Source organism: Marinithermus hydrothermalis DSM 14884, from assembly GCF_000195335.1.
Lineage (GTDB): Bacteria > Deinococcota > Deinococci > Deinococcales > Marinithermaceae > Marinithermus > Marinithermus hydrothermalis.
This window is the reverse complement of the sequence record NC_015387.1, coordinates 976,656-998,066: the sequence shown is the minus strand read 5'-3', so window position 1 is coordinate 998,066 and position 21,411 is coordinate 976,656. Positions and strand designations below refer to the sequence as shown.

20 protein-coding genes are annotated in these 21,411 nt (G+C 66.8%); 14 read left to right on the top strand and 6 right to left on the bottom strand.

Annotated elements, in window-relative coordinates; translation table 11 throughout:
• Positions 1–43 precede the first annotated feature (43 nt).
• The 8 genes from MARKY_RS05095 (at position 44) to MARKY_RS05060 (ending at position 8,822) form a co-directional block, all read left to right on the top strand.
• Positions 44–1,114: a branched-chain amino acid ABC transporter permease gene (locus MARKY_RS05095; protein WP_425357343.1), complete on the top strand. Its 1,071-nt coding sequence runs from the start codon at positions 44–46 to the stop codon at positions 1,112–1,114.
• Positions 1,111–2,472, top strand: a complete 1,362-nt coding sequence (locus MARKY_RS05090; RefSeq protein ID WP_245526798.1) for a branched-chain amino acid ABC transporter permease — start codon at positions 1,111–1,113, stop codon at positions 2,470–2,472. The genes MARKY_RS05095 and MARKY_RS05090 overlap by 4 nt, the downstream gene beginning before the upstream one ends.
• Entirely contained in the window at positions 2,459–3,235 is a 777-nt protein-coding gene (locus MARKY_RS05085) for an ABC transporter ATP-binding protein (protein ID WP_013703806.1), read from the top strand. The genes MARKY_RS05090 and MARKY_RS05085 overlap by 14 nt, the downstream gene beginning before the upstream one ends.
• Positions 3,235–3,954, top strand: a complete 720-nt coding sequence (locus tag MARKY_RS05080) for an ABC transporter ATP-binding protein (protein ID WP_013703805.1) — start codon at positions 3,235–3,237, stop codon at positions 3,952–3,954. Before MARKY_RS05085 ends, MARKY_RS05080 begins: the two co-directional genes overlap by 1 nt.
• Positions 3,955–4,118: 164 nt before the next feature.
• On the top strand, positions 4,119–5,690 hold the full coding sequence (locus MARKY_RS05075) for an ABC transporter substrate-binding protein (RefSeq protein ID WP_013703804.1): 1,572 nt from the start codon (positions 4,119–4,121) through the stop codon (positions 5,688–5,690).
• Positions 5,691–5,768: 78 nt separating this feature from the next.
• The gene (locus tag MARKY_RS05070; RefSeq protein WP_013703803.1) at positions 5,769–6,824 is read left to right on the top strand and encodes an ABC transporter permease; all 1,056 of its coding nucleotides are present in this window, start codon (positions 5,769–5,771) and stop codon (positions 6,822–6,824) included.
• 29 nt (positions 6,825–6,853) lie between these two features.
• Positions 6,854–7,699, top strand: a complete 846-nt coding sequence (locus MARKY_RS05065; protein WP_041657827.1) for an ABC transporter permease — start codon at positions 6,854–6,856, stop codon at positions 7,697–7,699.
• Between the two features lie 64 nt (positions 7,700–7,763).
• A complete protein-coding gene (locus tag MARKY_RS05060) occupies positions 7,764–8,822 on the top strand; it encodes a protease complex subunit PrcB family protein (RefSeq protein WP_013703801.1) in 1,059 nt (352 codons plus the stop codon).
• Here MARKY_RS05060 and MARKY_RS05055 read toward each other — a convergent pair.
• From MARKY_RS05055 to hutH, 4 genes are all read right to left on the bottom strand, one after another.
• Positions 8,796–9,968 carry a bifunctional folylpolyglutamate synthase/dihydrofolate synthase gene (locus MARKY_RS05055; protein ID WP_013703800.1) on the bottom strand — a complete coding sequence of 391 codons (1,173 nt, stop codon included), beginning with the start codon at positions 9,966–9,968 and terminating at the stop codon, positions 8,796–8,798. The genes MARKY_RS05060 and MARKY_RS05055 overlap by 27 nt on opposite strands.
• 24 nt (positions 9,969–9,992) lie before the next feature.
• Positions 9,993–11,495 carry a B12-binding domain-containing radical SAM protein gene (locus tag MARKY_RS05050; RefSeq protein ID WP_013703799.1) on the bottom strand — a complete coding sequence of 501 codons (1,503 nt, stop codon included), beginning with the start codon at positions 11,493–11,495 and terminating at the stop codon, positions 9,993–9,995.
• Positions 11,496–11,632: 137 nt separating this feature from the next.
• Positions 11,633–11,869: a hypothetical protein gene (locus MARKY_RS05045; RefSeq protein ID WP_013703798.1), complete on the bottom strand. Its 237-nt coding sequence runs from the start codon at positions 11,867–11,869 to the stop codon at positions 11,633–11,635.
• A gap of 51 nt (positions 11,870–11,920) precedes the next feature.
• A complete protein-coding gene (hutH, locus tag MARKY_RS05040; protein WP_013703797.1) occupies positions 11,921–13,441 on the bottom strand; it encodes a histidine ammonia-lyase in 1,521 nt (506 codons plus the stop codon).
• 22 nt (positions 13,442–13,463) lie between these two features.
• On the opposite strand from hutH, the gene recO reads away from it, so the two are divergent.
• The 5 genes from recO (at position 13,464) to MARKY_RS05015 (ending at position 17,542) form a co-directional block, all read left to right on the top strand.
• Entirely contained in the window at positions 13,464–14,177 is a 714-nt protein-coding gene (recO, locus tag MARKY_RS05035; RefSeq protein ID WP_013703796.1) for a DNA repair protein RecO, read from the top strand.
• Positions 14,178–14,249: 72 nt separating this feature from the next.
• The gene (locus tag MARKY_RS05030) at positions 14,250–15,899 is read left to right on the top strand and encodes an acyl-CoA mutase large subunit family protein (protein ID WP_013703795.1); all 1,650 of its coding nucleotides are present in this window, start codon (positions 14,250–14,252) and stop codon (positions 15,897–15,899) included.
• 99 nt (positions 15,900–15,998) lie between these two features.
• Complete coding sequence (locus tag MARKY_RS05025) at positions 15,999–16,418, top strand: cobalamin B12-binding domain-containing protein (protein ID WP_013703794.1); 420 nt, start codon at positions 15,999–16,001, stop codon at positions 16,416–16,418.
• A gap of 15 nt (positions 16,419–16,433) precedes the next feature.
• Positions 16,434–16,997 (top strand): peroxidase-related enzyme, encoded by a 564-nt coding sequence (locus MARKY_RS05020; protein WP_013703793.1) that lies wholly within the window; start codon positions 16,434–16,436, stop codon positions 16,995–16,997.
• Positions 16,997–17,542 carry a glycerol-3-phosphate acyltransferase gene (locus MARKY_RS05015; RefSeq protein WP_013703792.1) on the top strand — a complete coding sequence of 182 codons (546 nt, stop codon included), beginning with the start codon at positions 16,997–16,999 and terminating at the stop codon, positions 17,540–17,542. Before MARKY_RS05020 ends, MARKY_RS05015 begins: the two co-directional genes overlap by 1 nt.
• A 42-nt stretch (positions 17,543–17,584) precedes the next feature.
• Here MARKY_RS05015 and hisD read toward each other — a convergent pair whose 3' ends face one another.
• Together hisD and MARKY_RS05005 are read right to left on the bottom strand one after the other, a co-directional pair.
• The gene (gene hisD, locus MARKY_RS05010; protein ID WP_013703791.1) at positions 17,585–18,880 is read right to left on the bottom strand and encodes a histidinol dehydrogenase; all 1,296 of its coding nucleotides are present in this window, start codon (positions 18,878–18,880) and stop codon (positions 17,585–17,587) included.
• Positions 18,881–18,898: 18 nt separating this feature from the next.
• A complete protein-coding gene (locus MARKY_RS05005) occupies positions 18,899–19,531 on the bottom strand; it encodes a DUF3108 domain-containing protein (protein WP_041657824.1) in 633 nt (210 codons plus the stop codon).
• A 49-nt stretch (positions 19,532–19,580) separates the two neighbouring features.
• Between MARKY_RS05005 and lepA the strand changes: the two genes are divergently transcribed.
• A complete protein-coding gene (gene lepA / locus MARKY_RS05000) occupies positions 19,581–21,386 on the top strand; it encodes a translation elongation factor 4 (RefSeq protein ID WP_013703789.1) in 1,806 nt (601 codons plus the stop codon).
• The last annotated feature ends 25 nt before the right edge of the window (positions 21,387–21,411 follow it).

Here is a 21,411-nt window from a genome sequence, read left to right as displayed (position 1 = left end):
CGGGATCGTCCTCGCCCTCCTCCTCGCGTGGCGCGTGATCTCCCTGGAGAACTACACGCTGGCCCGCGGCGTCCAGGACTTCTTCAACGCCCTCACGCTCGGCAGCCTATACGCGCTCATAGCCCTGGGCTACACCATGGTCTACGGGATCATCCGCCTCATCAACTTCGCCCACGGTGAGATCTTCATGCTCGGGGCGTTCTTCGCCTTCTACGCGATGCTCTTCACCCCCCTCCCCTGGGCTGTGGCGTTGCTCGTCACCGTGCTCGTCGGCGGCGTGGTCCTAGGGGTGCTACGCGCCGTACTCAGCGCCTCCTCGGGAAGCCGCCAGATCATCCTCGGGGCGGTCATCTTTATCGGAAGCTTCCTCCTGCTCACCTTCCGCGCGGTAGGCTGGGTCGAGGCCCTCCTGATCAGCATGCTGCTCACCGCCGTCGCCGGCGTGTTGCTCGAGGCCATCGCCTACCGCCCCTTGCGCGGCGCTCCACGCGAAAGCATGCTGATCACCGCGATCGCCGCGAGCTTCTTCCTTCAGAACGTGGGGCAGCTGATCTTCGGTCCCCGCATCCAAGGCTTTACGGTGGAGACCTCTTTGAACCAGGTCCTCACGCTAAACATCGGCGGCGATACCGTGTACTTCACCGGCATCCTGCTCCTGGTTCCAGCGATTACCGCGGTGCTGCTCTTCATCCTCAACCGCTTCATTACGCAATCCCGCCTGGGTAAGGCCATGCGCGCCACGGCCCAAGACGCCGAGGTCGCGCAGATGATGGGGGTGAACGTCAATCAGATCATCTCCCTGACCTTCCTCATCGGCGCGACCCTCGCGGCCGCCGCGGGCGTGATGTACGCCCTCCGGTTCGGGCAGGTCCACCCCCTCATGGGGCTGCTGCCCGGGATCAAGGCCTTTACTGCCGCCGTGATTGGAGGCATCGGCAGCCTCCCCGGCGCGGTCTTGGGGGGGTTGGTCCTCGGCTTCATCGAGATCTACGTGGTCAGCCTCTTCCCTGCCCTTACCGCTTACCGCGACGTGTTCGCGTTCGTCCTCCTGATCCTGATCCTGCTCTTCCGGCCCTCTGGTCTCATCGGTGAAGACCTGACGGAGAAGGTATGATGCGGACCCGAAACACGCTCCTCACCCTCGCTACCGTGCTGCTGGCCGCTCTAGGGATCTACATCCTCACGCAACTCCCTAGCGCCGGGGGGCTGGTCTCCGCCCTCACCCTGGTGTTCATCTGGGGCATCGCGGCCATCAGCCTGAACCTCATCAACGGCCAGCTCGGCATCCTCTCCCTGGGGCACCACGGCTTCATGCTGATCGGCGGGTACGTGACGGCCCTGCTCGTTCTTCCCGAGCAGGAACGCTCCCCGTTCCGCACCCGGCTCCTCTCAGAGTGGGCCCGCGAGAACCTGGACCTCGACAAGTGGCTCCGCGGCCTTGGCCTGGACTTCCTGGCCAACTCCATGGACGCGAAGTTCATCATCGCGCTCCTCATCGCCGGAGCCGCGGCTTCCCTGGTCGGGTTCATTGTGGGGTTCCCCTCGCTGCGCCTTAAGGGCGACTACCTCGCGATCGTTACCTTCGGGTTCGGAGAGATCATCCGCCTGCTCCCCAGCACGCCCGAGGTCGCCCGCTTCACGAACGGCCCCTTGGGAATCAAGGGCATCCCCGCCGATGCGGGCTCCATATGGTGGGCCTTCACGGTCTTCGTCCTCACCATCTTCTTCTTCAGCCGCCTGAAGTACAGCTCCTACGGCCGGGCCTTCGAAGGCATCCGCGAGGACGAGATCGCCGCCGAAGCCATGGGCGTCAACCTCGCCTACCACAAGGTCCTGGCCTTCACCATCAGCGCCTTCTTTGCCGGCGTGGCGGGCGGGATGTACGCGAGCTACCTCCAGTCCGTCGACACCCAAACCTTCAACTTCTTCGTGACCTTCTTCCTCCTCGTCGCCATCAGTTTGGGCGGACTGGGCTCCATCACCGGCGCCATTCTCGGTACGGCCATCGTGGTTCTAGTCCGGATCTACGGCGGGTTCCTCGAGCAACCCTACCCCCTCAGCTACGCTTTCTACACCCTTGGGGGGCTGATGCTGCTCGCCTTCGGCTTCACCTACTACATCCGCACCGCTCGCCGTCTCCGGCCGGTGCTCGAGCCCAAACACTACTGGTTCGGCGCGATCGGCGGCGTTCTGTTCCTCGCTACGCTGATCTTCCAAAACCACCCGTTCCTCACCGAACCGCAACAGCTCTTCGGGCTTCGCCGCATCCTGCTCGCGGTGGTGTTGATCCTCATCATGATCTACCGGCGCGAGGGGATCATGGGCCGCGCGGAGCTGTCGTGGCAGATGCTCTTCGGGCCGCGCGCCGTCACCCCTACGGACGAGCAGCGCGCCCAGGACGCCTGGCTTTCCAACCCTGAGCTGAACCCGGGCCTCCGTGAGGACAAGGAGGGGGAAAATGGCGCTTCTTGAACTTAGGAACGTCTACAAGGCCTTCGGAGGTCTTCAGGCCATCAACAACGTGAGCCTTACCGTCAACGAGGGCGAGATCGTCAGCATCATCGGGCCAAACGGAGCCGGTAAGAGCACGCTGTTTAACCTGATCACCGGGGTGTACAAGCCCGACGCGGGGGAGATCCTGTTCGAGGGCAAGCCGATCCACGGCCTCAAGCCCAACGAGATCTGCCGGCGTGGGATCGCCCGGACCTTCCAGAACCTTAGGCTCTTCACCAATCTCACGGTGCTCGAAAACGTCCTGATCTCGCAGCACCACCGGATCAAGTCCCACTGGCTCTCCGCCATCCTGCGCACGCCCCAGTACCTCAAGGAGGAGGAGGAGATGCACCAGCGGGCCCTGGAGAAGCTCTCCTTCTTTGGGCCGCGCCTCATGACCTTCCGGTTGCGTCAACCGGTCTACGTGCTCTCCTACGCGAACCGCCGCCGCACGGAGATGGCGCGCGCGATGGCGACCGGGGCGAAACTCCTCCTCCTCGACGAGCCCAGCGCCGGGATGAACCCGCGCGAGACCCAGGAGATCACCCAGATCATCCGGCGGATGCGGGATGAAGGCGGGTACACGATCGTCCTGGTGGAGCACAAGATGAACCTCGTGGGTGAGATCTCCGACCGGGTGGTCGTGTTGGACTACGGGGAAAAGATCGCGGAAGGCGATTACAAGGACGTGGTGAACGACCCCAGGGTGATCGAGGCTTACCTGGGCCGGAAGGAGGACTGATGCCGGAACCGCTCCTTGAACTTAAGAATGTAAGCAGCTACTACGGCCCCATCCGGGCCTTGAACAAGGTGAATATGGTGCTCTACCCGGGCGAGATGGTGTGCCTTTTGGGGGGGAACGCCTCGGGAAAGAGCACCACGCTCAAGACGATCCTAGGCATCGTGCGTAACGCGGAGGGCGAGATCTGGTTCCGCGGGCAGCGGGTGGACCGGCTCTCCACCGCGGAACGCATCGAGCTCGGGATGGCCGTGGTGCCGGAGAACCGCCGGATCTTCCCCAAGATGACCGTGCGGGAGAACCTCGAGATGGGCGCGTTTTTGCGGCGCGACCCGAAGGGAATCAAGGAGGACATGGAGTACGTTTTCTCCCTCTTCCCCCGCCTGGAGGAACGCTTGAACCAGCTGGGGGGCACGATGTCCGGCGGTGAACAGCAGATGCTCGCGATGGGCCGCGCCTTGATGAGCCGCCCCAAGCTCATCCTGATGGACGAGCCCTCGATGGGCCTCGCGCCGCGGCTCGTCGAGACGATCTTCAAGATCATCAAGCGCGTCAACGACGAGGGCATCACCGTGTACGTCGTGGAGCAAAACGCGAACATCTCCCTGAGGATCGCGGACCGCGGGTACGTGCTGCAGACGGGCGAGGTGGTGCTCTCCGGCCCAGCGCAGGATCTGCTGAATAATGAAGCCATGCGCCGCGCCTACCTCGGCGAGGTATAGCCACACCGAGTCTCCGCGGGTTACCCCCCTCCGGCCGCAATCGGAGGGGGGTAGCTTGTGCCCGAAGGTTCATCAACGTATTGGATTTTGGCCTGGGATTCGATATACTTTCGCTGTACCCAAATGAACCCGCAATCTGCGGGAGTCGAGAAAGGAGTGATGGCATGAAACGATGGACGGCTAGTATTCTCGCCGTTCTGCTCGCGGCGAGCCTCGGGTTTGCCCAAACGCTTATCTACGGTCAGAGTGACCTCCCGAAAACCCTGGATTCGGTGGACGCCCAGGACGGCAACTCGCTGCGCGTGGCCTACCAGATCACGGAAAGCCTGGTGGCCTTCGAGCCCGGCACCGCCAACATCGTGCCCGGCCTCGCCGTGAGCTGGGAGGCCAACGAGGACTCCACGATCTGGACCTTTAAGCTGCGCCGCGGCGTCAAGTTCCATGACGGTACCCCGTTCAACGCCGAAGCAGTGAAGTTCAACTTCGACCGCTGGAATGACCCCAACCACCCCTACCGCGGCGAGGGCAAGTCCTTCGTGCCCTTCACCTGGGTCTTCGGCGGCTTCAAGGGCGAGGGCAGCATCCTCGACCGCGTAGAGGTCGTGGACGAGTACACGGTACGCTTCCACCTCACCGACTCGGTGGGTTTCTTCCCGCAGATGCTCGGCGCGATCTACATGCAGATCGACAGCCCCACCGCCGTCATGAAAAACCCCGACAAGTACGGTACCCCCGAGGTCGGGTCGGTCGGTACGGGCCCCTTCAAGTTCAAGAGCTGGACGATCGGCGATAAGGTCGTCCTCGAGCGCAACGACGAGTACTGGGGCGAGAAGGCCAAGGTGGACACCCTGGTCTTCCGCGGTATTCCCGAACCGGCTTCCCGCCTGGCCGAGCTGAAAGCGGGCGCGATCCACATCGCGAACAACCTCTCGCCGGAAGACCTCCGGGTCATCGAGAGCGACCCGAACTTGAAGGCGGTCAAGCAGAACGGCCTGAACATCGGGTACCTGGCGATCCATCAGACCCACGCGCCGCTCGACAACCTGTTGGTGCGTAAGGCCATCGCGATGGCCGTGGATTGGGACGCGATTGTGGATGCCTTCTACGCGGGGTTGGGCGAGCGCGCCACCCAGTTCGTGCCGCCCGCGATGTGGGGCCGCGCCGAGGGGATCCCGCCATACCCCTATGATCCGGAAACGGCGAAGAAGCTCCTCGCCGAGGCCGGCTACCCGAACGGGTTCAAGACCGAGCTGTGGTTCATGCCGGTCTCCCGTCCGTACTTCCCCGCGCCACAGCCCATCGCGGAAACCATCGCGAGCTACCTGGCTGAGGTAGGCATCCAGGTGGAGCTCAAGACCGAGGACTGGGGCACCTACCTCTCGGACTACAACCAAGGCAAGTTCCCCCTCTACATGCTGGGGTGGAGCCCGGACTACCCGGACCCCGACAACTACCTCTTCACCTTCTTCGGGCCGGAGACCATTAAGAGCGCGAGCGGGTGCACCACCGAGGTCTGCGAACGGATCGGTGAGCTGCTCTTTAAGGCCCGCACCGAACCGGATCCCGAAGTGCGCCAGGAGCTGTACGCCGAGGTGCAGCGGCTGGTCTACGAGAACGTGATCCGCATCCCGGTAGCGCACAACAACCCGCTTCACGCCACGCTGAAGAACGTGGAAGGGTGGGTGCCGAGCCCCCTGGGTAGCTCGGAGAACCTGAACCTGGTCGAGGTGAAGTAACCCGCTCCTGCGGGGCGCGTCGCGCATGCGGCGCGCCCCCTTTTCTGATGCATAAACATGAAGTAAAAAGGAGAACCGATGGGCGCGTATGCTGTGCGGCGATTTCTGAGCATCATCCCCGTACTGTTCGGGGTCAGCCTCTTGGTGTTCACCTTCGTTCACCTCATCCCCGGCGACCCCGCGGTCGTGATGCTGGGGGAACGGGCCACCCCAGAGGCCCTGGAAAAACTCAGAGAACAGCTCAACCTGAACAAACCCCTATTTTTCAACTTTGAAGCCTTCCAGCAAACCGGTAATCCCTCCGCCCTTCTGGATAGCCAGTACTTCACGTTCCTGACTCGCGTGCTACAAGGAGACCTGGGACAGTCCATCTTCAGCCGCGTGGACGTCAGCACCGAGCTCGCCGCCCGCTTCCCCGCCACCTTCGAGCTCGCCGTGGGCGCCATGATCGTCGCCATCCTGATCGGCATCCCGGCCGGCATCTTCGCCGCCATCCGGAAAAACAGCCTGGTGGACCTCGGGGTGATGGTAGGCGCGCTGGTGGGTGTGTCCATGCCGATCTTCTGGCTGGGCCTCTTGCTCATCTACATCTTCGCGGTCAACCTGCACTGGCTCCCCCCCTCAGGCCGACTCGACGTCCAGCTCGAGCTGCAGTCCATCACCGGCCTGTACGTGCTGGACAGCCTGCTCCAGGGTCGTCTCGACGTGACCCTCAACGCCCTAAAGCACCTAATCCTCCCCTCGATCGCCCTCGGCACCATCCCCACCGCGATCATCGCTCGCATGATGCGCGGTTCCATGCTCGAGGTCATGAACCAGGACTACATCCGCACCGCGCGCGCCAAAGGGCTCGCGGAACGCGTGGTGATCTGGAAGCACGCCCTCAGAAACGCGATGCTTCCCGTCATCACCATCATCGGCCTCTCCTTCGGGACGCTCCTCACCGGCGCAATCCTTACGGAAACGATCTTTAACTGGCCCGGTATCGGGAAGTGGCTGTACGACGCCATCGGCGCGCGCGACTACCCCATCGTTCAAGGGGGCACGCTCTTCATCGCGACGATCTACGTGATCGTGAACGCGCTCGTTGACCTGTCGTACGGGCTCTTCGACCCGCGCATCCAGTACCGTTAGGAGGCTTCATGACCGCACAAACCTCAACCATGCGCACCCCTACCCAGCAGGCCCTACGCCGGTTCTGGAAATCCAGCTCGGGTAAAGCCGGCCTGGCCATCGTCCTGGGGCTCATCATCCTCGCCCTCATCGCGCCCATCGTCGCTCCGTACGACGCCAGCCGCGACCGAAACCTCCGCGAGCGCCTCGAGGCCCCCTCCCTCGAGCACCCCATGGGCACCGACGAACTCGGACGGGATATGCTGATCCGGGTCTGGCACGGCACGCGGATCAGCCTGCGCGTCGGTGTGGTCGCGGTGGGGATTGCGGTCGTCGTGGGCACGGTCTTGGGTCTTGTGGCCGGGTATTTCGGGGGGCGCCTCGACATGGTGATCAGCTGGCTGGTGGACATCATGCTGGCCTTCCCCTCGATCCTGCTGGCCATCGCGATCGTCGCGGTGATCGGCCCAGGGATCTTCAACGCGATGCTGGCCGTGGGCATCGTGCAGATCCCGATCTATATCCGCCTGACCCGCAGCGTGGTCCTTTCCCTCAAGGAACAGGAGTTCGCCACCGCGGCCGAAGCTCTAGGCGCGAGCAAAAGCCGAATCCTTTTCCGGCACATCCTCCCCAACGGCCTCTCCCCCCTGATCGTCCAGAGCACCCTCTCGATCGCCACCGCGATCCTGGACGCGGCGGGCCTGGGGTTTCTGGGGCTCGGTGCGCAACCCCCCGATCCCGAGTGGGGGTTGATGATCGCCCGAGGGTTCAACTACTTCAGCACCGCTCCCTGGATCAGCCTCTTCCCCGGCCTGGCCATCATGATCGCGGTGCTCGGGTTCAACCTCCTCGGGGACGGGCTGCGCGACGCGCTGGACCCGCGAGCAAGCCGCTAGCCCCCGGTTTTAGGAAACCTTCACGGAACCCCCCGCCTGCCTGGGCGGGGCATACAATGAAATCATGCGTTATCCTACCCTCCTTCTGACGCTCCTCCTGGTGCTCTCCGGGTGCCTCCCCGCCCAAACCCCCGGCCCCCGGTACACCACGAGCGAGATCCAGCTCCTCCTCGAGGACGCCGCCGAGCGGTGGGTGTACTTCTACGGGGATCCCCAGACGATCCAGCACCAGGGTGCGGTGCTCGAGCTCACGGACGAACGCCTCGACCACATCTGGGCGGTACCGGGCGCCCTCGCGGTGAACGGCGCCCCGCTACTGCGCGAGGTGCTGCCGGGCGTGCGCCTACCCGCCCGGACCGTACAGGCCATCCCCAGCGGCCGGTTCGTCGTGTCCACGGAAACCGAGGTCCGGTCGGTCTGGTACTATGATGGGCGCTGGTACAAGCTCGCCCGTGCGCTCGACGCGGACCGTATCGCGGTGCGCGTGCCGGACCGCGAGGAGCCCGAGTTCGCCGCCCTCACCCGGGAGGAGACGCGGGTGATCCTCCGCGAACTCGTGCAGCGCGCGGGAGGGCAGGCGTTCGTAGTGTACGAGCTGGAGGAGCCGGTGTTTAAGCGCTTGCGCTTCAGTCCCTCTCCCCGCCGCCACCGTGAGGCCGCGCTCGCGGTGCAGTTCGGGGTCGAAAGGGAGTTGATCCTGGTGGAACCACGCCCGGAACTGTGGCGCCTGCTGGAGCAAGGCACGCAAAGCGGGTACACCCTGCGCGACCCGCAGGGCTTCCTGGCCCTAAGCCCCACGCACTTTGCGGAGGTGTGGGACCTCATCGCGCAAAACCGCGTGCCCCGCCCAGCCCCGCCCAGCGTGGACCTCGGACGGCACAGCGTCGTGGCCTTCTTCTGGGGCCTGAAGCCCACCGGCGGGTACCGCGTGGACGTGCGGGAAGTCCGGCTCGCGGGCCGCACGCTCACGGTCGTGCTCGAGCTGCAAAGCCCGCCCCCAGGCGCGATCGTCACCCAGGCTCTGACCAGCCCTTACGTCCTGATCCAGGTCAACGCTCGCCCGGACCGGGTGGTATTCGTGGACGATCAGGGCCGCCTACTCGCCGAGGCCTTCGGCGAGTAACGCGCCCACCAGGTACAGCGACCCCGTGACCAGCACGGGGTCGCCCGTGCGTTTCGCGGCCGCTACAGCCTCCTCCAAAGCCCGCCGCGGGTCCGGGATGTACGGGGCCGGGTGGAGGGCCTCGAGGGCCCCCTGCCCCAAACTGCCCGGCCCCGCGGAGGTGTACCGCACGCTCCGGGCCTTCGGGAGGAGCGCCGCGAGCACCGCGCGCGCGTCCTTACGGGGAAAGGCCCCGTACACCAGGTGGTACGCCCCGAACTCCCGGGCCACGGCCCGGGCCGCGGGAGGGTTGTGCCCCCCGTCAAGCACCACCCGCACCCCGCCGAGCCGCACCTCCTGCATCCGCCCACGGATCCGGGCTTCCAACAACGCCCGACGCACCACGCCCTCCGGGTACCCCAAAAGCCGCAGGGCCGCCGCGGCGAGCCGCGCGTTCCCCACCTGGTACGCCCCGGGCAGGGCCGGGGGCGCGGGCAGAGAGAACAGCACCTCCGCCTCGTTCAACACAAATAACGGCGCGTCCCGCTCTCGGCAGACCTCGCGAATCACCTCGAGGCCCACCCCCCGCGCCCCGGTCACGACCGGGACCCCCGGACGCACCGCACCGGCCTTCTCCCAGGCCACGGCCTCGAGGCTGCCGCCGAGGGCCTCGAGGTGGTCCTCCCCCACGTTCGTGAGTACCGTGACCCGCACCTCCGCCAGGGTGTTCGTCGCGTCGCGCGCGCCGCCCACCCCCGCTTCAACCACCGCGAGGGCCACGCCCCGCACGCTGAAATGCGCGAAGGCCAGGGCGGTGACCAGATCAAAGAAGGTAGGGGGCTCCTCCCAAGCGCGCCCTCGAACCCAACGCACGAACCGCACCACCTCCTCCGCTGGGACCAGCCCCCGGTCCGTGCGCACGCGCTCCCGGAAGTCCACGAGGTGCGGGCTCGTGGTCACGCCATAAGGCACCCCCGCCGCGGCGAGGCCGGCCTCGAGGTACGCGGCGACGCTTCCCTTGCCGTTCGTGCCCAGCACGTGCACCGCGGGAAAGGTTCGCTCGGGGTGCCCCAGGGCCTCGAGGAGGGCCGCGGTGCGTGCTGGAGTGCGGGCACGACCGGCGCGGGTCTGCCGGTACAACCAGCGGACGGCTTCGGTGTACTCCACCCGCCCCTCCCGCACCGTCGCGCGCTAGACGACCCGCAGCTCGAGGCGCTCCGTCTCCTCAGGGGGATCGGGCAGGGTGCGGGGGTCGTGCCACCCGACCTCGCGGAGGGCGGTCTTCCACGCGCTGAAGGACTCGCGGTCCTTGAGGAGGTAGGCCGCCCGCCCCACCTCGGGTCCGCCCCGGGCGATCACGGCCTCGATCCAGGCCCATTTCGCGCTCGTGTTCCGGACCTCCACGCGGGGCCGGAGCTTGCGGAGTTCTTTCTGGATGCGTTTCAGGCGGGCCTCGATCACCCGAATGCCCGCGAAGCGGTCGTTGAAGTGCGGGGTGTGCCGCTTGGGCACGAACGGGGAGATCCCGAGCGCGACCGGGGTGATCTCCGCGAGCTCTTTGGTGAACTCGATCATCTCGGTGATGTCGTCGTCCGTCTCCGTGGGGAGGCCGATCATCTGGTAGAGCTTTAACCCTTTGAACTTCAGGTCGCGCGCGATCCGGGCCGCTTTATAGAGGTGCTCGAGCTTGATCTGCTTCTTCAAGAGCTCCCGCAACCGCTGGCTGGGGCCGTCCGCCGCGATGGTGAAGGTGCGCAGCCCGCCTTCCTTCAGGATCCAGGCCAGCTCGTGGTCCACGCGGTCCGCGCGGATGCTCGAGACCGCGAGCTTCACGCCGCGCTCGAGGAGCTTGTGGCCCACGTACTTCACGTGCGGGTAGTCCGAGAGCGCCGCGCCGATCAACCCCACCTTCTCCACCCCGTCCGGCACGACCGCGAGGACCCGCTCGGGGTCCGCGTTGCGGGTGGGGCCGTACATCACGCGGGCGAGGCAGAAGGTGCAGGGCCGAGGACAGCCGCGCTCCACCTCGATGAGGAACATGCTCGGCAGCTCGGTGTTCGGGGTGATGATCTGCGAGTAGACCGGCAAGCAGTCCACCCGCGCGGTGGCCCAGCGCGGGTCGCGCTCCTCGCGGTCCGGAAGGAATACGCCCGGCAGTCCCTCGATCAGGTCGAGGAACTCGGTTTTGCTCGAAGCGTTACGCCAGGCCTCGGCGAGGGCCGGGACGGTCTCCTCCCCATCCCCGATCAGGATCACGTCGGCGAAGGGACGGAGCGGGTGAGGGTTCGAGGAGGTTAAGGGACCCCCGATGATCACCACTGGGTCCTGCGCGTCCCGTCGGTCGCGGAACGGCTCGAGGCCCGCGGCCTCGAGCAGGCGCACGATGTTCACGAGGTCCAGCTCGAAGGCCACCGAGATCCCGAAGATGTGGCAGTCCCCGGCGCGCCGTCCGGACTCGTAGGTGGGGAGTTCTCCCTTACGAACGTACTCCGCGTCCTCGAGGAAGGCCCGCTCGCAAGCGAACTCGGGTTCCGCGTTGAACATGCGGTACACCACCTGGAACCCCAGGGAGGCCATGGCGACCGCGTAGGTATTCGGGTACGCGAGCGTCACGCGCACCGGGGCGTCCTTGTAGATGGTGCCGCGTTCCGCCTCGAGCCGTTCCTTGATGCGTTTCCTAAGCCGTTCGTTCACGCTGCGCGTTTCCCTCCTTGCGCCCCGCCATCCGGAGCCAGCGCTTCATTCTAAACCACGGACTCGGCCCGGGAAGTGGCCCTGCACGCAAACACAAACCCAGCGGGCCTGGCCCGCTGGGGCGGGTTGTGTTCGCCTCACGCGGTGCGCGGGCGGGAGAGCCACCGCACCAGGAGGTAGAACAACCCCGCCACGATCAAGGCCGGCACAAAGAACTTCAACAGCGCCACGATAAACGCAGCCAGCGCAAGAAACACCCGCCCGACGAAGACCATGACCCAACCGCCCAGCCAGAAGGCGACCAGGACGATGACTGCGACCAAAAGCCCCAGCACCACCCACTCGAGCACGTCCTCCAGCGTACGTTCCCCCACAACCACCACCTCTTTCTGATCTCAGGGTAGCACACCCGCCTGCCGTACCCCCTAGGCCAACGCACCCACCGCGCTCTCGGCCACCGCGATGATCTCCCCAGCCCGGATCATCTGGCGTAAGCGCTCGAGTTCGGGCCTCAGGTACCGGTCCCGGTCCAGGTGGGGCACCTCCTCCCGGATGCGGCGGTAGACCGCCGCCACCCCCTTCCCGGGGCGGAGGGGCTTGTGGAAGTCCAGGGCCTGCGCGGCCGAGGCCAGCTCGATCGCGAGTACCCAGAGGGTGTTCTCGTAGATCTGGTGCGCCTTGCGGCAGGCGTGCGTGCCCATCGAGACGTGGTCCTCCTGGTTCGCGCTGGTGGGAATCGAGTCCACGGAGGCGGGGTGCGCGAGCACCTTGTTCTCGCTCACCAGGCTCGCGGCGGTGTACTGGCTGATCATGAGCCCCGAGTGCAGCCCGCCCTGCTCGGCGAGGAAGGCCGGAAGGCCGGACAGGGCGGGGTTCAGCATCTGCTCCACCCGGCGCTCGGAGATGTTCGCGAGCTCGGCCAATGCGATTCCCGCATAATCCGCGGCGAGCGCGAGAGGCTGGCCGTGGAAGTTCCCCGCGCTGATCACCCGCCCCTCGTCCCAGAGGACCAAGGGGTTGTCCGTCACGCTCACGAGCTCGCGCTCCACGACCTCGCGCACGTGGCGCATCGCGTCGCGCGACGCGCCGTGCACCTGGGGCACCGCGCGGAGGGAGTAGGCGTCCTGCACCTTGCTGCAGTTCGCGTGGGACCGCTCGATCTCGGAGTCCGCGAGGAGTTTCCGCAGGTTCTCCGCAACCGCGCGGGCCCCCAGGTGCGGGCGCAGGCGGGGCACCGCGGGGTCGAAGGGCTTGTGGCTTCCCTTGAGGGCCTCAACGCTCATCGCAGCGGCCACGTCCGCGGTTTTCAGGAGGACCTCCGCGTCCCAGACCAGAAGGGCCAGCAGGCTCGTCATGGCCTGGGTGCCGTTGATGAGGGCCAGCCCCTCCTTCGCCTCGAGCACCAGGGGCTCGAGGCCCACCTCGCGCAGCACCTCGCGCGCGGGCCGCACGCGCCCCTGGTACTCCACCTCCCCTTCCCCGATCAAGGGGAGGGCCATGTGCGCGAGGGGCGCGAGGTCCCCGGAGGCTCCCACCGAGCCTTGGGAGGGCACGACGGGGTGGATATTGTGGTTCAGGAAGTCCACCAGGCGCTCCACCACGACCGGCCGCACCCCGGAGTACCCGAGGGCCAAGGATTGGGCCCTCAGGAGGAGCATGCCGCGCACCACCTCGGTCGGGAAAGGCTCCCCTACCCCGATCGCGTGGGACAGGAGGAGGTTGCGTTGCAGCTCGCGCGCCTTCTCCAGAGGGATGCGCACGTTCGCGAACTTCCCGAACCCGGTGGTCACACCGTACACCACGTCGCCCCGCTCGAGGAGGCGCTCCACGTAGGCGCGCCCTTTCGCGAGCCGTTCCTGCGCAGCGAGAGCCAGGACGACCCGTTCGTGGTTGCGTACTACGCGGATGAACTCCGCCAAGGTAAGCGAAGCGTCCAACTGTACCACGCTCCCACGCTACCATAACGGGGTGGAGCGGTACCGGTTGCACGAGGGCATCATCGTCGGGCGTCGGGTGCTGCCGGGCGGGGACGTGATGCTGCGCTTCGTGACCCTCGAGGGCTCGCTCGAGGCCGTGGCCCGCAAGGCGCTTCGTCCCACGGGGCGCTCGGGCCGGTTGATGCTGTTCCACCACGTGCGTTTCCAGGCCTACCACAAGCCCGGCTCGGACCTGCCCACCCTGACGCAGGCTGAGCTCGTGGGCCGGCTCGAGGGCCTCACCGCCCCTTCTCGCTTCGCTGCGGCGAGTTACTTGGGGGAACTGGCCTACCATCTGGCCGCACCGGAGGTCGCGGCTCGTCTTTGGCCCCTCCTCACCTCCGCCCTCAGGGGGGTGGGGGCACACCCGCGTCCAATTGTGCCGCTCGTGTGGGGCGGCTGGCGCATGCTGCGGGCAGCGGGGCTGGGCCCGGCGCTCGCGAGCCGCTGCGGGCACGCACCCACCCACCTCGAGCCGGGGGGCACGCTCGCGTGCGGGGCGTGCGCGGGCGCGGAAGCGGTGTTTTTGGGGGGGGAGGGCGCGCAGGCGCTTGCGCGCGTGCTCACGCAGCCTGGAACCGCGGCCATCCCGGCGCTCGAGGCGGGGCCGGTGGACCGCTTGCTGCGCGCCTTGCGGATGCATGTGGAGCAGCACGTGGGCCCGCTGCGGAGCGAGGGGCTCCTCTCGGTCTTGGCCGCCCGCTAGCCCGGCCAACCCCCACGCTTTATGAGCACTGAGGGTGTAAAACGTAATATAATCGGATCCAGGAGGTAACCCATGCGGCCCAAGCACGCCTGGATGCGCGAAACCTACCAGAAGAGCGTTGAGAAGATGCCCGAGCGGCCGGTGCTCCACAAGACCCTCTCCGACATCGAACCGGAGCCGCTGTACACCCCGGAGGACCTCAAGGACTTCAACTACGAGGAGAAACTGGGCTACCCCGGCGAGTACCCGTACACCCGCGGCGTGTACGGCTCCATGTACCGCTCGAAACTCTGGACGATGCGCATGTTCGCCGGGTTCGGCACCGCCGAGCAGACCAACGAGCGGTTCAAGAAACTCCTCGAGGCCGGCCAGACCGGGCTTTCCACCGCGTTCGACCTGCCCACCCTGATGGGGTACGACGCCGACCACCCGCTCGCCAAGGGCGAGGTCGGCAAGATGGGGGTGGCGGTCAGCAGCCTCGCGGACATGGAGATCCTCTTCGACGGGATCGACCTCGAGAAGGTGACCACCTCCATGACGATCAACGCCCCGGCCAACGCGATCTGGGCCATGTACCTGGCGATGGCCAAGAAGAAGGGGTACGACTGGAAGAAGCTCGGCGGCACGATCCAAAACGACATCCTCAAGGAGTTCATCGCCCAGAAGGAGTTCATCTTCCCGCCTGAGCCCAGCACCAAGCTGGTGATCGATACCTTCGAGTGGGGCCCCAAGCACGTGCCCCGCTGGAACTTCATCTCGGTCTCGGGGTACCACATCCGCGAGGCGGGCGCGACCGCCGTCCAGGAGCTGGCGTTCACCCTCGCGGACGGGTTCGAGTACGTGGAGTGGGCCTTAAAGCGCGGCCTGGACATCGACGAGTTCGCGCCCCGCATCAGCTTCTTCTTCGACGTGCACAACGACTTCTTCGAGGAGATCGCCAAGTTCCGCGCCGCGCGGCGCATCTGGGCCCGGGAGATGCGGGAGCGTTACGGGGCCAAGAACCCCAGGAGCTGGATGCTCCGCACCCACGCCCAGACCGCCGGGGTCTCCCTCACCGCGCAACAACCCCTGAACAACATCGCGCGCGTCGCGATCCAGGCGCTCGCCGCGGTGCTCGGCGGCACCAACTCGCTGCACACCGACGCCTACGACGAGGCCCTCGCCCTGCCCACGGAGGAGGCCGCCAAGATCGCGCTCCGCACCCAGCAGATCATCGCTTACGAGACCGGGGTCACGCACACGATCGACCCGCTCGCGGGCAGCTACTACGTCGAGTGGCTCACGGACAAGATCGAGGCGGAGGCCATGCGCTACATCGAGGAGATCCGGCGCATGGGCGGCGTGATCAAGGGCATCGAGTCGGGGTACTTCCTCCGCGAGATCGCCGACGCTTCCTACAAGTACCAGAAGGAGGTCGAGTCCGGCGAGCGGATCATCGTGGGCGTGAACGCCTTCCAGGACGACGAGGACGTCGAGGTGCCGCTCTTGCAGGTGGATCCCGAGGTGGAGCGCGTCCAGTGCGAGCGCCTCGCGCGCGTCCGCCGCGAGCGCGACCCCGAGCGCGCCAAGGAGGCCCTCGAGGGGCTGCGACAGGCCGCGGTCGAGGACCGGAACACGATGCCGCACTTCGTAGAGTGTGCCCTGGCGTACTGCACCCTGGGCGAGATGATGGACGTGCTGCGCGAGGTGTACGGCGTGTACGAGGAACCGGTGATGGTGTAACGCGAGCGCGAACCGGCGAGGGCGGGATCCTCCTGCCCTCGCCGCGCTTTACGCCCTAACAACTAACGCTTTTCGGATTTATCGGGTAAAATACGTTACATGGAACGCCGTATCCGTGTCCTTATCGCCAAACCCGGCTTGGACGGCCACGACCGTGGCGCGAAAGTGGTGGCTCGCGCGCTGCGCGACGCGGGCATGGAGGTGATCTACACCGGGCTGCGCCAAACCCCGGAGATGATCGTCTCCGCGGCCCTCCAGGAAGACGTGGACGCGATCGGGCTCTCCATCCTATCCGGGGCGCACCTGCACTATTTCCGCGAGGTCAAGCGCCTCCTCGACGAACAGAACGCCTCCGACATCCTCCTTTTCGGCGGCGGCATCATCCCCGACGAGGACATCCCCAAACTCCAGGAGATCGGGGTGGCTCGAGCCTTCGGCCCCGGCACGCCCACCCAGGAGATCGTAGACTTCCTGAAGCAGGCCGTGCCCCAACGCTGGTCGGCGCAGCAGGACCGCTAGTTCACGGGAGGGCCCATGTCCATCAGCTGGCTCAAGGTCCCCGAGGAAAAAGACCTCCCCGAAGCGGTCCGCGCGCTGTTCGCCAAGGCCCGCGAGAAGTTCGGCTTCGTCCCGAACGTTTTCCGCGTTTTCGCCCTCGCCCCCGAGCACTTCCTCCGCTGGTTCAACTACTACGACTTCCTCATGCGCGGCGAGGGCTTTCTCTCCCGCCGCGAACGCGAGCTGCTCGCGGTCGTCGTCTCGCGCGAGAACGCCTGCGAGTACTGCCTCGCGAGTCACTCGGCCTACCTGCGCGAAGCAGGCGCGGACCCCATCCAGGTGGACGTGCTCACGCACAACCCACGCCGCGCCGAGGGGCTTACCGAACGCGAACGGGCCTTGATCGAGTTCGCCATCCAAATGACCCGTAACTCCGCGGAGATGCGCCCCGAGGACCTCGAGCCGCTACGCCAAACGGGCCTCAGCGACGAGGCGATCTTCGAGGCTGCGCAGATCATCGCGATGTTCAACTTCACGAACCGGCTCGCGAACGCCCTGGGTTGGAAGCCCAACCCCGAGTACTACGGAATGCACCGCTGATGGAGCCTCTTACCGCCACGGTCATCGGTTACCTGCTCGGCAGTCTGCCCTTCGCGTACTGGTTCGGCCTCATCCAGCGCAAGAACATCCTCGAACTCGGCTCGAAAAACCCCGGCGCCCTCAACGCCCTGCGGGTGTTGGGAGTGGTGCCGGGCCTTATGGTGCTGCTCCTGGACGTCGCGAAAGGCGTCCTGGCCGTGCTCTACGGCGAGGCTATAGGCGGTCTTCCTGGCGCGCTCGCCGCCGGCGCCGCGAGCGTATGGGGGCACGCCTACTCGGCCTGGCTGGGGTTCCGGGGCGGCAAAGGCATCGCCCCCGCCGCGGGCGTGCTTCTCGCTGTGGACCCCCGGGTGTTCGCGAGCGCCTTTGGGCTCTGGGCGCTGTTCACCCTCGCCGCCCGCCGCCCGTACCGGGCCGCGTTCATCACGGCAGGCATCCTGCCTTTGATCGCGCTTGGCTGGAGCGGCGAGCGCGCCTTCCTCCTCTTCGGCCTCGCCCTCGCCGCTCCCATCGCCCTCAGGCACCTCAAGGACCTACACCGCTAAACCCACCCGAGCCCCCACCGTAGATAAAGCCATGGCGGGGGCTTAGTCTGTCTTTCGTCGCAACAGCGCGCGCGCGTGCGCCTCGAGGGCCTCGGCCCGCGCCACCTCCGCGCCGGGCTCCGCCAACCGCGCGGCCGCGTCCCGCGTGAGCCCCACCACCGGGATCACCTTGAGGAAGTCCCGCACGCTCAAGCCTCCCTGGAAGCGCGCGGTGCCCGCGGTGGGCATCACGTGGCTCGGCCCCGCCACGTAATCCCCCAGGGCCTCCCCCGAGTGCTCCCCGAGGAACACCCCCCCGGCGTTCCGTACCTTGCCCAACAGCGCTGCCGGGTCCGCCACCGAAAGGCACAGGTGCTCGGGCGCGTACAGGTTAGCGAGCTCCACGGCCTCCTCCAAATCCCGCACCCACACCATCCCCCCCTGCGCCAGGGCTTCGCGTGCGATCCCCGCCCTGGGCAGGTCGGCGAGCTGCGCCTTCAGCTCCGCCTTCACCCGCTCCAAAAGCGCCGCATCCGGCGAGACGAGCCACGGCTCGGCGAGGGAATCGTGCTCCGCCTGCGCGAGCAGGTCCGCCGCGAGCACCTTAGGATCCGCGCTCGAGTCGGCCACGATCAGGGTCTCGGTGGGCCCCGCGAGGCCGTCGATCCCTACCGTGCCGAAGACCTCTTTTTTCGCGAGGGTCACGAAGAGGTTGCCCGGCCCCACGATCTTGTCCACGCGCGGAACGCGCGCCGTGCCGTACGCCAGGGCCCCGATCGCCTGCGCGCCCCCCATGGCAAACAACCGGTCCGCCCCCACCACCCAGGCCGCGGCTAGGATCGCGGGGTGCGGCTTGGGCGGGGTGGCGAGGATCACCTCCTCCACCCCCGCGACCCGCGCGGGCACCACGGTCATCACAACCGTAGACACCAGCGGCGCGCTGCCTCCGGGCACGTACACCCCCACCCGCTCCAGGGGGCGCACGAGCTGCATCAACACCCCATCCGCATCCGCGTGCACGAACCCCCCTTGGGGCTCGCGCGCGTAAAAGGCCTGCACCCGCTCGCGCATCGCATCAAGGGCGTGCCTTAAGGCGGCGGGCAGGTCGTCGTATGCCTCGCGCCAGGCTCGCTTGGGCACCTCCTCCACCGGGTGCCCGTCCAGGCGTTCGCTCCACCGGTCAAGCGCCGTGTCCCCCTCGCGCGCCACCTCCGCTAGGATGCGGCGCACGGCTTCCTCCGGGGAGAGCGCCTCCCCAAAATGCCGCGCGATGCCTTCCTTCAGGCGTTCGCTCACCGTGAACGCGAGCCGCCGGGAACGAAACCGGTCCCGAACCTCCTCCGCTCGATACACGCGCATCTCGGCCATACCTCACCCCTATCTGCGCCGCCGTCGGCGGCGGCGACCACGACGTTCCTTCGATTTGGGTTCCGGCGCCCCCCGCTCCAGCCGCTCGAGCCGGGCCTCGAAGACGTGCCCGCCCAGCCGCTGCGTGAAGCGCAACGGGATGCCCTCGGGATCGTAGTACACCAGGCCGATGCCCGGCCGTAACCGGAAGACACGCGCCGTTACCGGACCCCAGGGCATCTCCAAGGTCTCGTCCGGCAACCGCTCCGCGTACGCCCGCCCACCCACCATGTGGAACATAGCGTACGCCCCCTCGAAGCGGGAGAGCGCGTAGATCAAGGAGAGCGGGTCGTGGTAGTCCACCACGTAAGGCAGCACCACATCCTCCCGGCCGCGGCCCACCACCACGCCCTCATCCCGCAAGAACTCGAGCTCAAAAACCCGGGTCTCCCGGCCCTCGACCCGCTCCACGAAGCGCCTGGGCAGGCCCGCCGGGTCCATCTCGCTCACCCAGCGCTGCCGGGTCTTTGGTAAAGGCAGCGTGACCTCCGCCGTGAGGGTCAAGCGCAACCCGTGCCGGACGGCCTCGAGGACCAGCGTCTCCTCCCCCGCCGGACGGCCCGCGTAGGTCAGCTTGTACCGCAAGGAAACCGGTGGCCGCATCACCAGCCCCATGCTACCCCAAGGCACGCCCACGGGCTAGAATGAGGGGGTGCAGGAGCGGATCCGCAACTTTTCCATCATTGCGCACGTCGACCACGGCAAATCCACCCTTGCCGACCGGATCTTGCAGCAGACGCGCGCGGTGCAGGCGCGCGAGATGCGGGAGCAGTTCCTGGACTCCCTCGAGCTCGAGCGCGAGCGCGGCATCACGATCAAGGCCGCGGCGGTACGGCTCGCCTACACCGCTCGGGACGGGCACACCTACACCCTGAACCTGATCGACACCCCCGGGCACGTGGACTTCAACTACGAGGTAAGCCGCGCGCTCGCCGCGGTGGAGGGCGTGCTGCTCGTGGTGGACGCCACCCAAGGGGTTGAGGCGCAGACCATCGCGAACTTCTTCCTGGCCCTCGAGCACGACCACGTGATCATCCCCGTGGTGAACAAGATCGACCTGCCCTCGGCACGCCCTGAGGAGGTGGCCCTCGAGATCGAGGAGACGCTCGGCTTGCCGGCGGAGGAGGCCATCTTCGCCTCCGGGAAGACCGGGGAGGGCGTGGACGAGATCCTGGAAGCGATCGTGCAGCGCATCCCTCCCCCCAAGGGGGACCCCGAAGCGCCCCTCAAGGCCCTGATCTTCGACTCGATCTACGACAGTTACCAGGGCGTCGTGCCGTACGTGCGCATCTACGAAGGCACGGTGAAGCCCGGGGACCCGATCCGCATCTGGTCCACCGGCAAGGTGTACACGGTGGACAAGGTCGGGGTGTTCCGCCCCGGCCACCTAGAGGCCACCCCCGCCCTCACCCCGGGGGAGGTGGGCTGGGTGATGGCCGGCATCCGCGAGATTCACGACGCGCAGGTGGGCGACACGATCACGCACCACACACGCCCCACCGAAGCGCCCTACCCTGGGTTCAAGCCCGCCAAGCCCGTGGTCTTCGCCGGGCTCTACCCGGTGGACAGCCAAGATTACGGCCGGCTCCGGGACGCCCTGGAGAAACTCAAGCTTAACGACGCCGCCCTATGGTTCGAGCCGGAGACCAGCGAAGCGCTCGGGTTCGGGTTCCGCTGCGGGTTCCTGGGGTTGCTCCACGCCGAGATCGTTCAGGAACGGCTCGAGCGGGAGTTCGATCTGGACCTGATCGCCACCGCCCCTTCGGTCGTGTACCGCGTGGTGCTGCACGACGGGACGGAGCTCGAGGTGCACAACCCCTCGGACCTGCCGGACGCTGGGAAGATCCGGGAGGTGCTCGAGCCTTACGTGCGCGTGACGGTGTACACGCCGGAGGAGTACGTGGGCGCGGTGATGCAGCTGCTGCAGGAGAAGCGGGGCCGGATGGCTCACATGAACTACATCGGTAAGCGGGTCGAGCTCGTGTACGAGGTGCCGTTCGCGGAGATCCTCTACGACTTCCACGATCGTTTGAAGAGCATCACCCGGGGGTACGCCTCGATGGATTACGAGCAGATCGGGTACCGGCCCGGGGAGCTGGTCAAGGTGAACATCCTCGTGAACGGGGAACCCGTGGACGCTCTGGCCTTTATCGCGCACCGGGAGAAGGCGTACTTCATCGCCCGGGCGATGGTGGACAAGCTCGCCGAGGTCATCCCGCGCCAGCAGTTCGCGGTGCCGATCCAGGCGGCGATCGGCGGGAAGGTCATCGCGCGCGCGACGGTCAAGGCCCTGCGTAAGGACGTGCTCGCGAAGTGTTACGGGGGCGACGTGAGCCGGAAGAAGAAGCTGCTGGAGCGGCAGAAGGAGGGGAAGAAGCGCCTCAAGGCCATCGGGAAGGTCGAGGTGCCCCAGGAGGCGTTCTTGGCGGTGCTTTCTGCCGGGCGGGGACAGGACTGATCCCCGCATGACGAACGGCTCCCGG

Coding starts and splice junctions, on each gene's coding strand:
- MARKY_RS05090 (WP_245526798.1), top strand. CDS start 1,111: ATGATGCGGACCCGAAACACGCTCCTCACCCTCGCTACCGTGCTGCTG.
- MARKY_RS05085 (WP_013703806.1), top strand. CDS start 2,459: ATGGCGCTTCTTGAACTTAGGAACGTCTACAAGGCCTTCGGAGGTCTT.
- hisD (WP_013703791.1), bottom strand. CDS start 18,880: ATGCGCGTGTATCGAGCGGAGGAGGTTCGGGACCGGTTTCGTTCCCGG.
- MARKY_RS05080 (WP_013703805.1), top strand. CDS start 3,235: ATGCCGGAACCGCTCCTTGAACTTAAGAATGTAAGCAGCTACTACGGC.
- MARKY_RS05015 (WP_013703792.1), top strand. CDS start 16,997: ATGGAGCCTCTTACCGCCACGGTCATCGGTTACCTGCTCGGCAGTCTG.
- MARKY_RS05025 (WP_013703794.1), top strand. CDS start 15,999: ATGGAACGCCGTATCCGTGTCCTTATCGCCAAACCCGGCTTGGACGGC.
- MARKY_RS05030 (WP_013703795.1), top strand. CDS start 14,250: ATGCGGCCCAAGCACGCCTGGATGCGCGAAACCTACCAGAAGAGCGTT.
- MARKY_RS05075 (WP_013703804.1), top strand. CDS start 4,119: ATGAAACGATGGACGGCTAGTATTCTCGCCGTTCTGCTCGCGGCGAGC.
- MARKY_RS05020 (WP_013703793.1), top strand. CDS start 16,434: ATGTCCATCAGCTGGCTCAAGGTCCCCGAGGAAAAAGACCTCCCCGAA.
- MARKY_RS05070 (WP_013703803.1), top strand. CDS start 5,769: ATGGGCGCGTATGCTGTGCGGCGATTTCTGAGCATCATCCCCGTACTG.
- MARKY_RS05065 (WP_041657827.1), top strand. CDS start 6,854: ATGCGCACCCCTACCCAGCAGGCCCTACGCCGGTTCTGGAAATCCAGC.
- MARKY_RS05060 (WP_013703801.1), top strand. CDS start 7,764: ATGCGTTATCCTACCCTCCTTCTGACGCTCCTCCTGGTGCTCTCCGGG.
- MARKY_RS05005 (WP_041657824.1), bottom strand. CDS start 19,531: ATGCGGCCACCGGTTTCCTTGCGGTACAAGCTGACCTACGCGGGCCGT.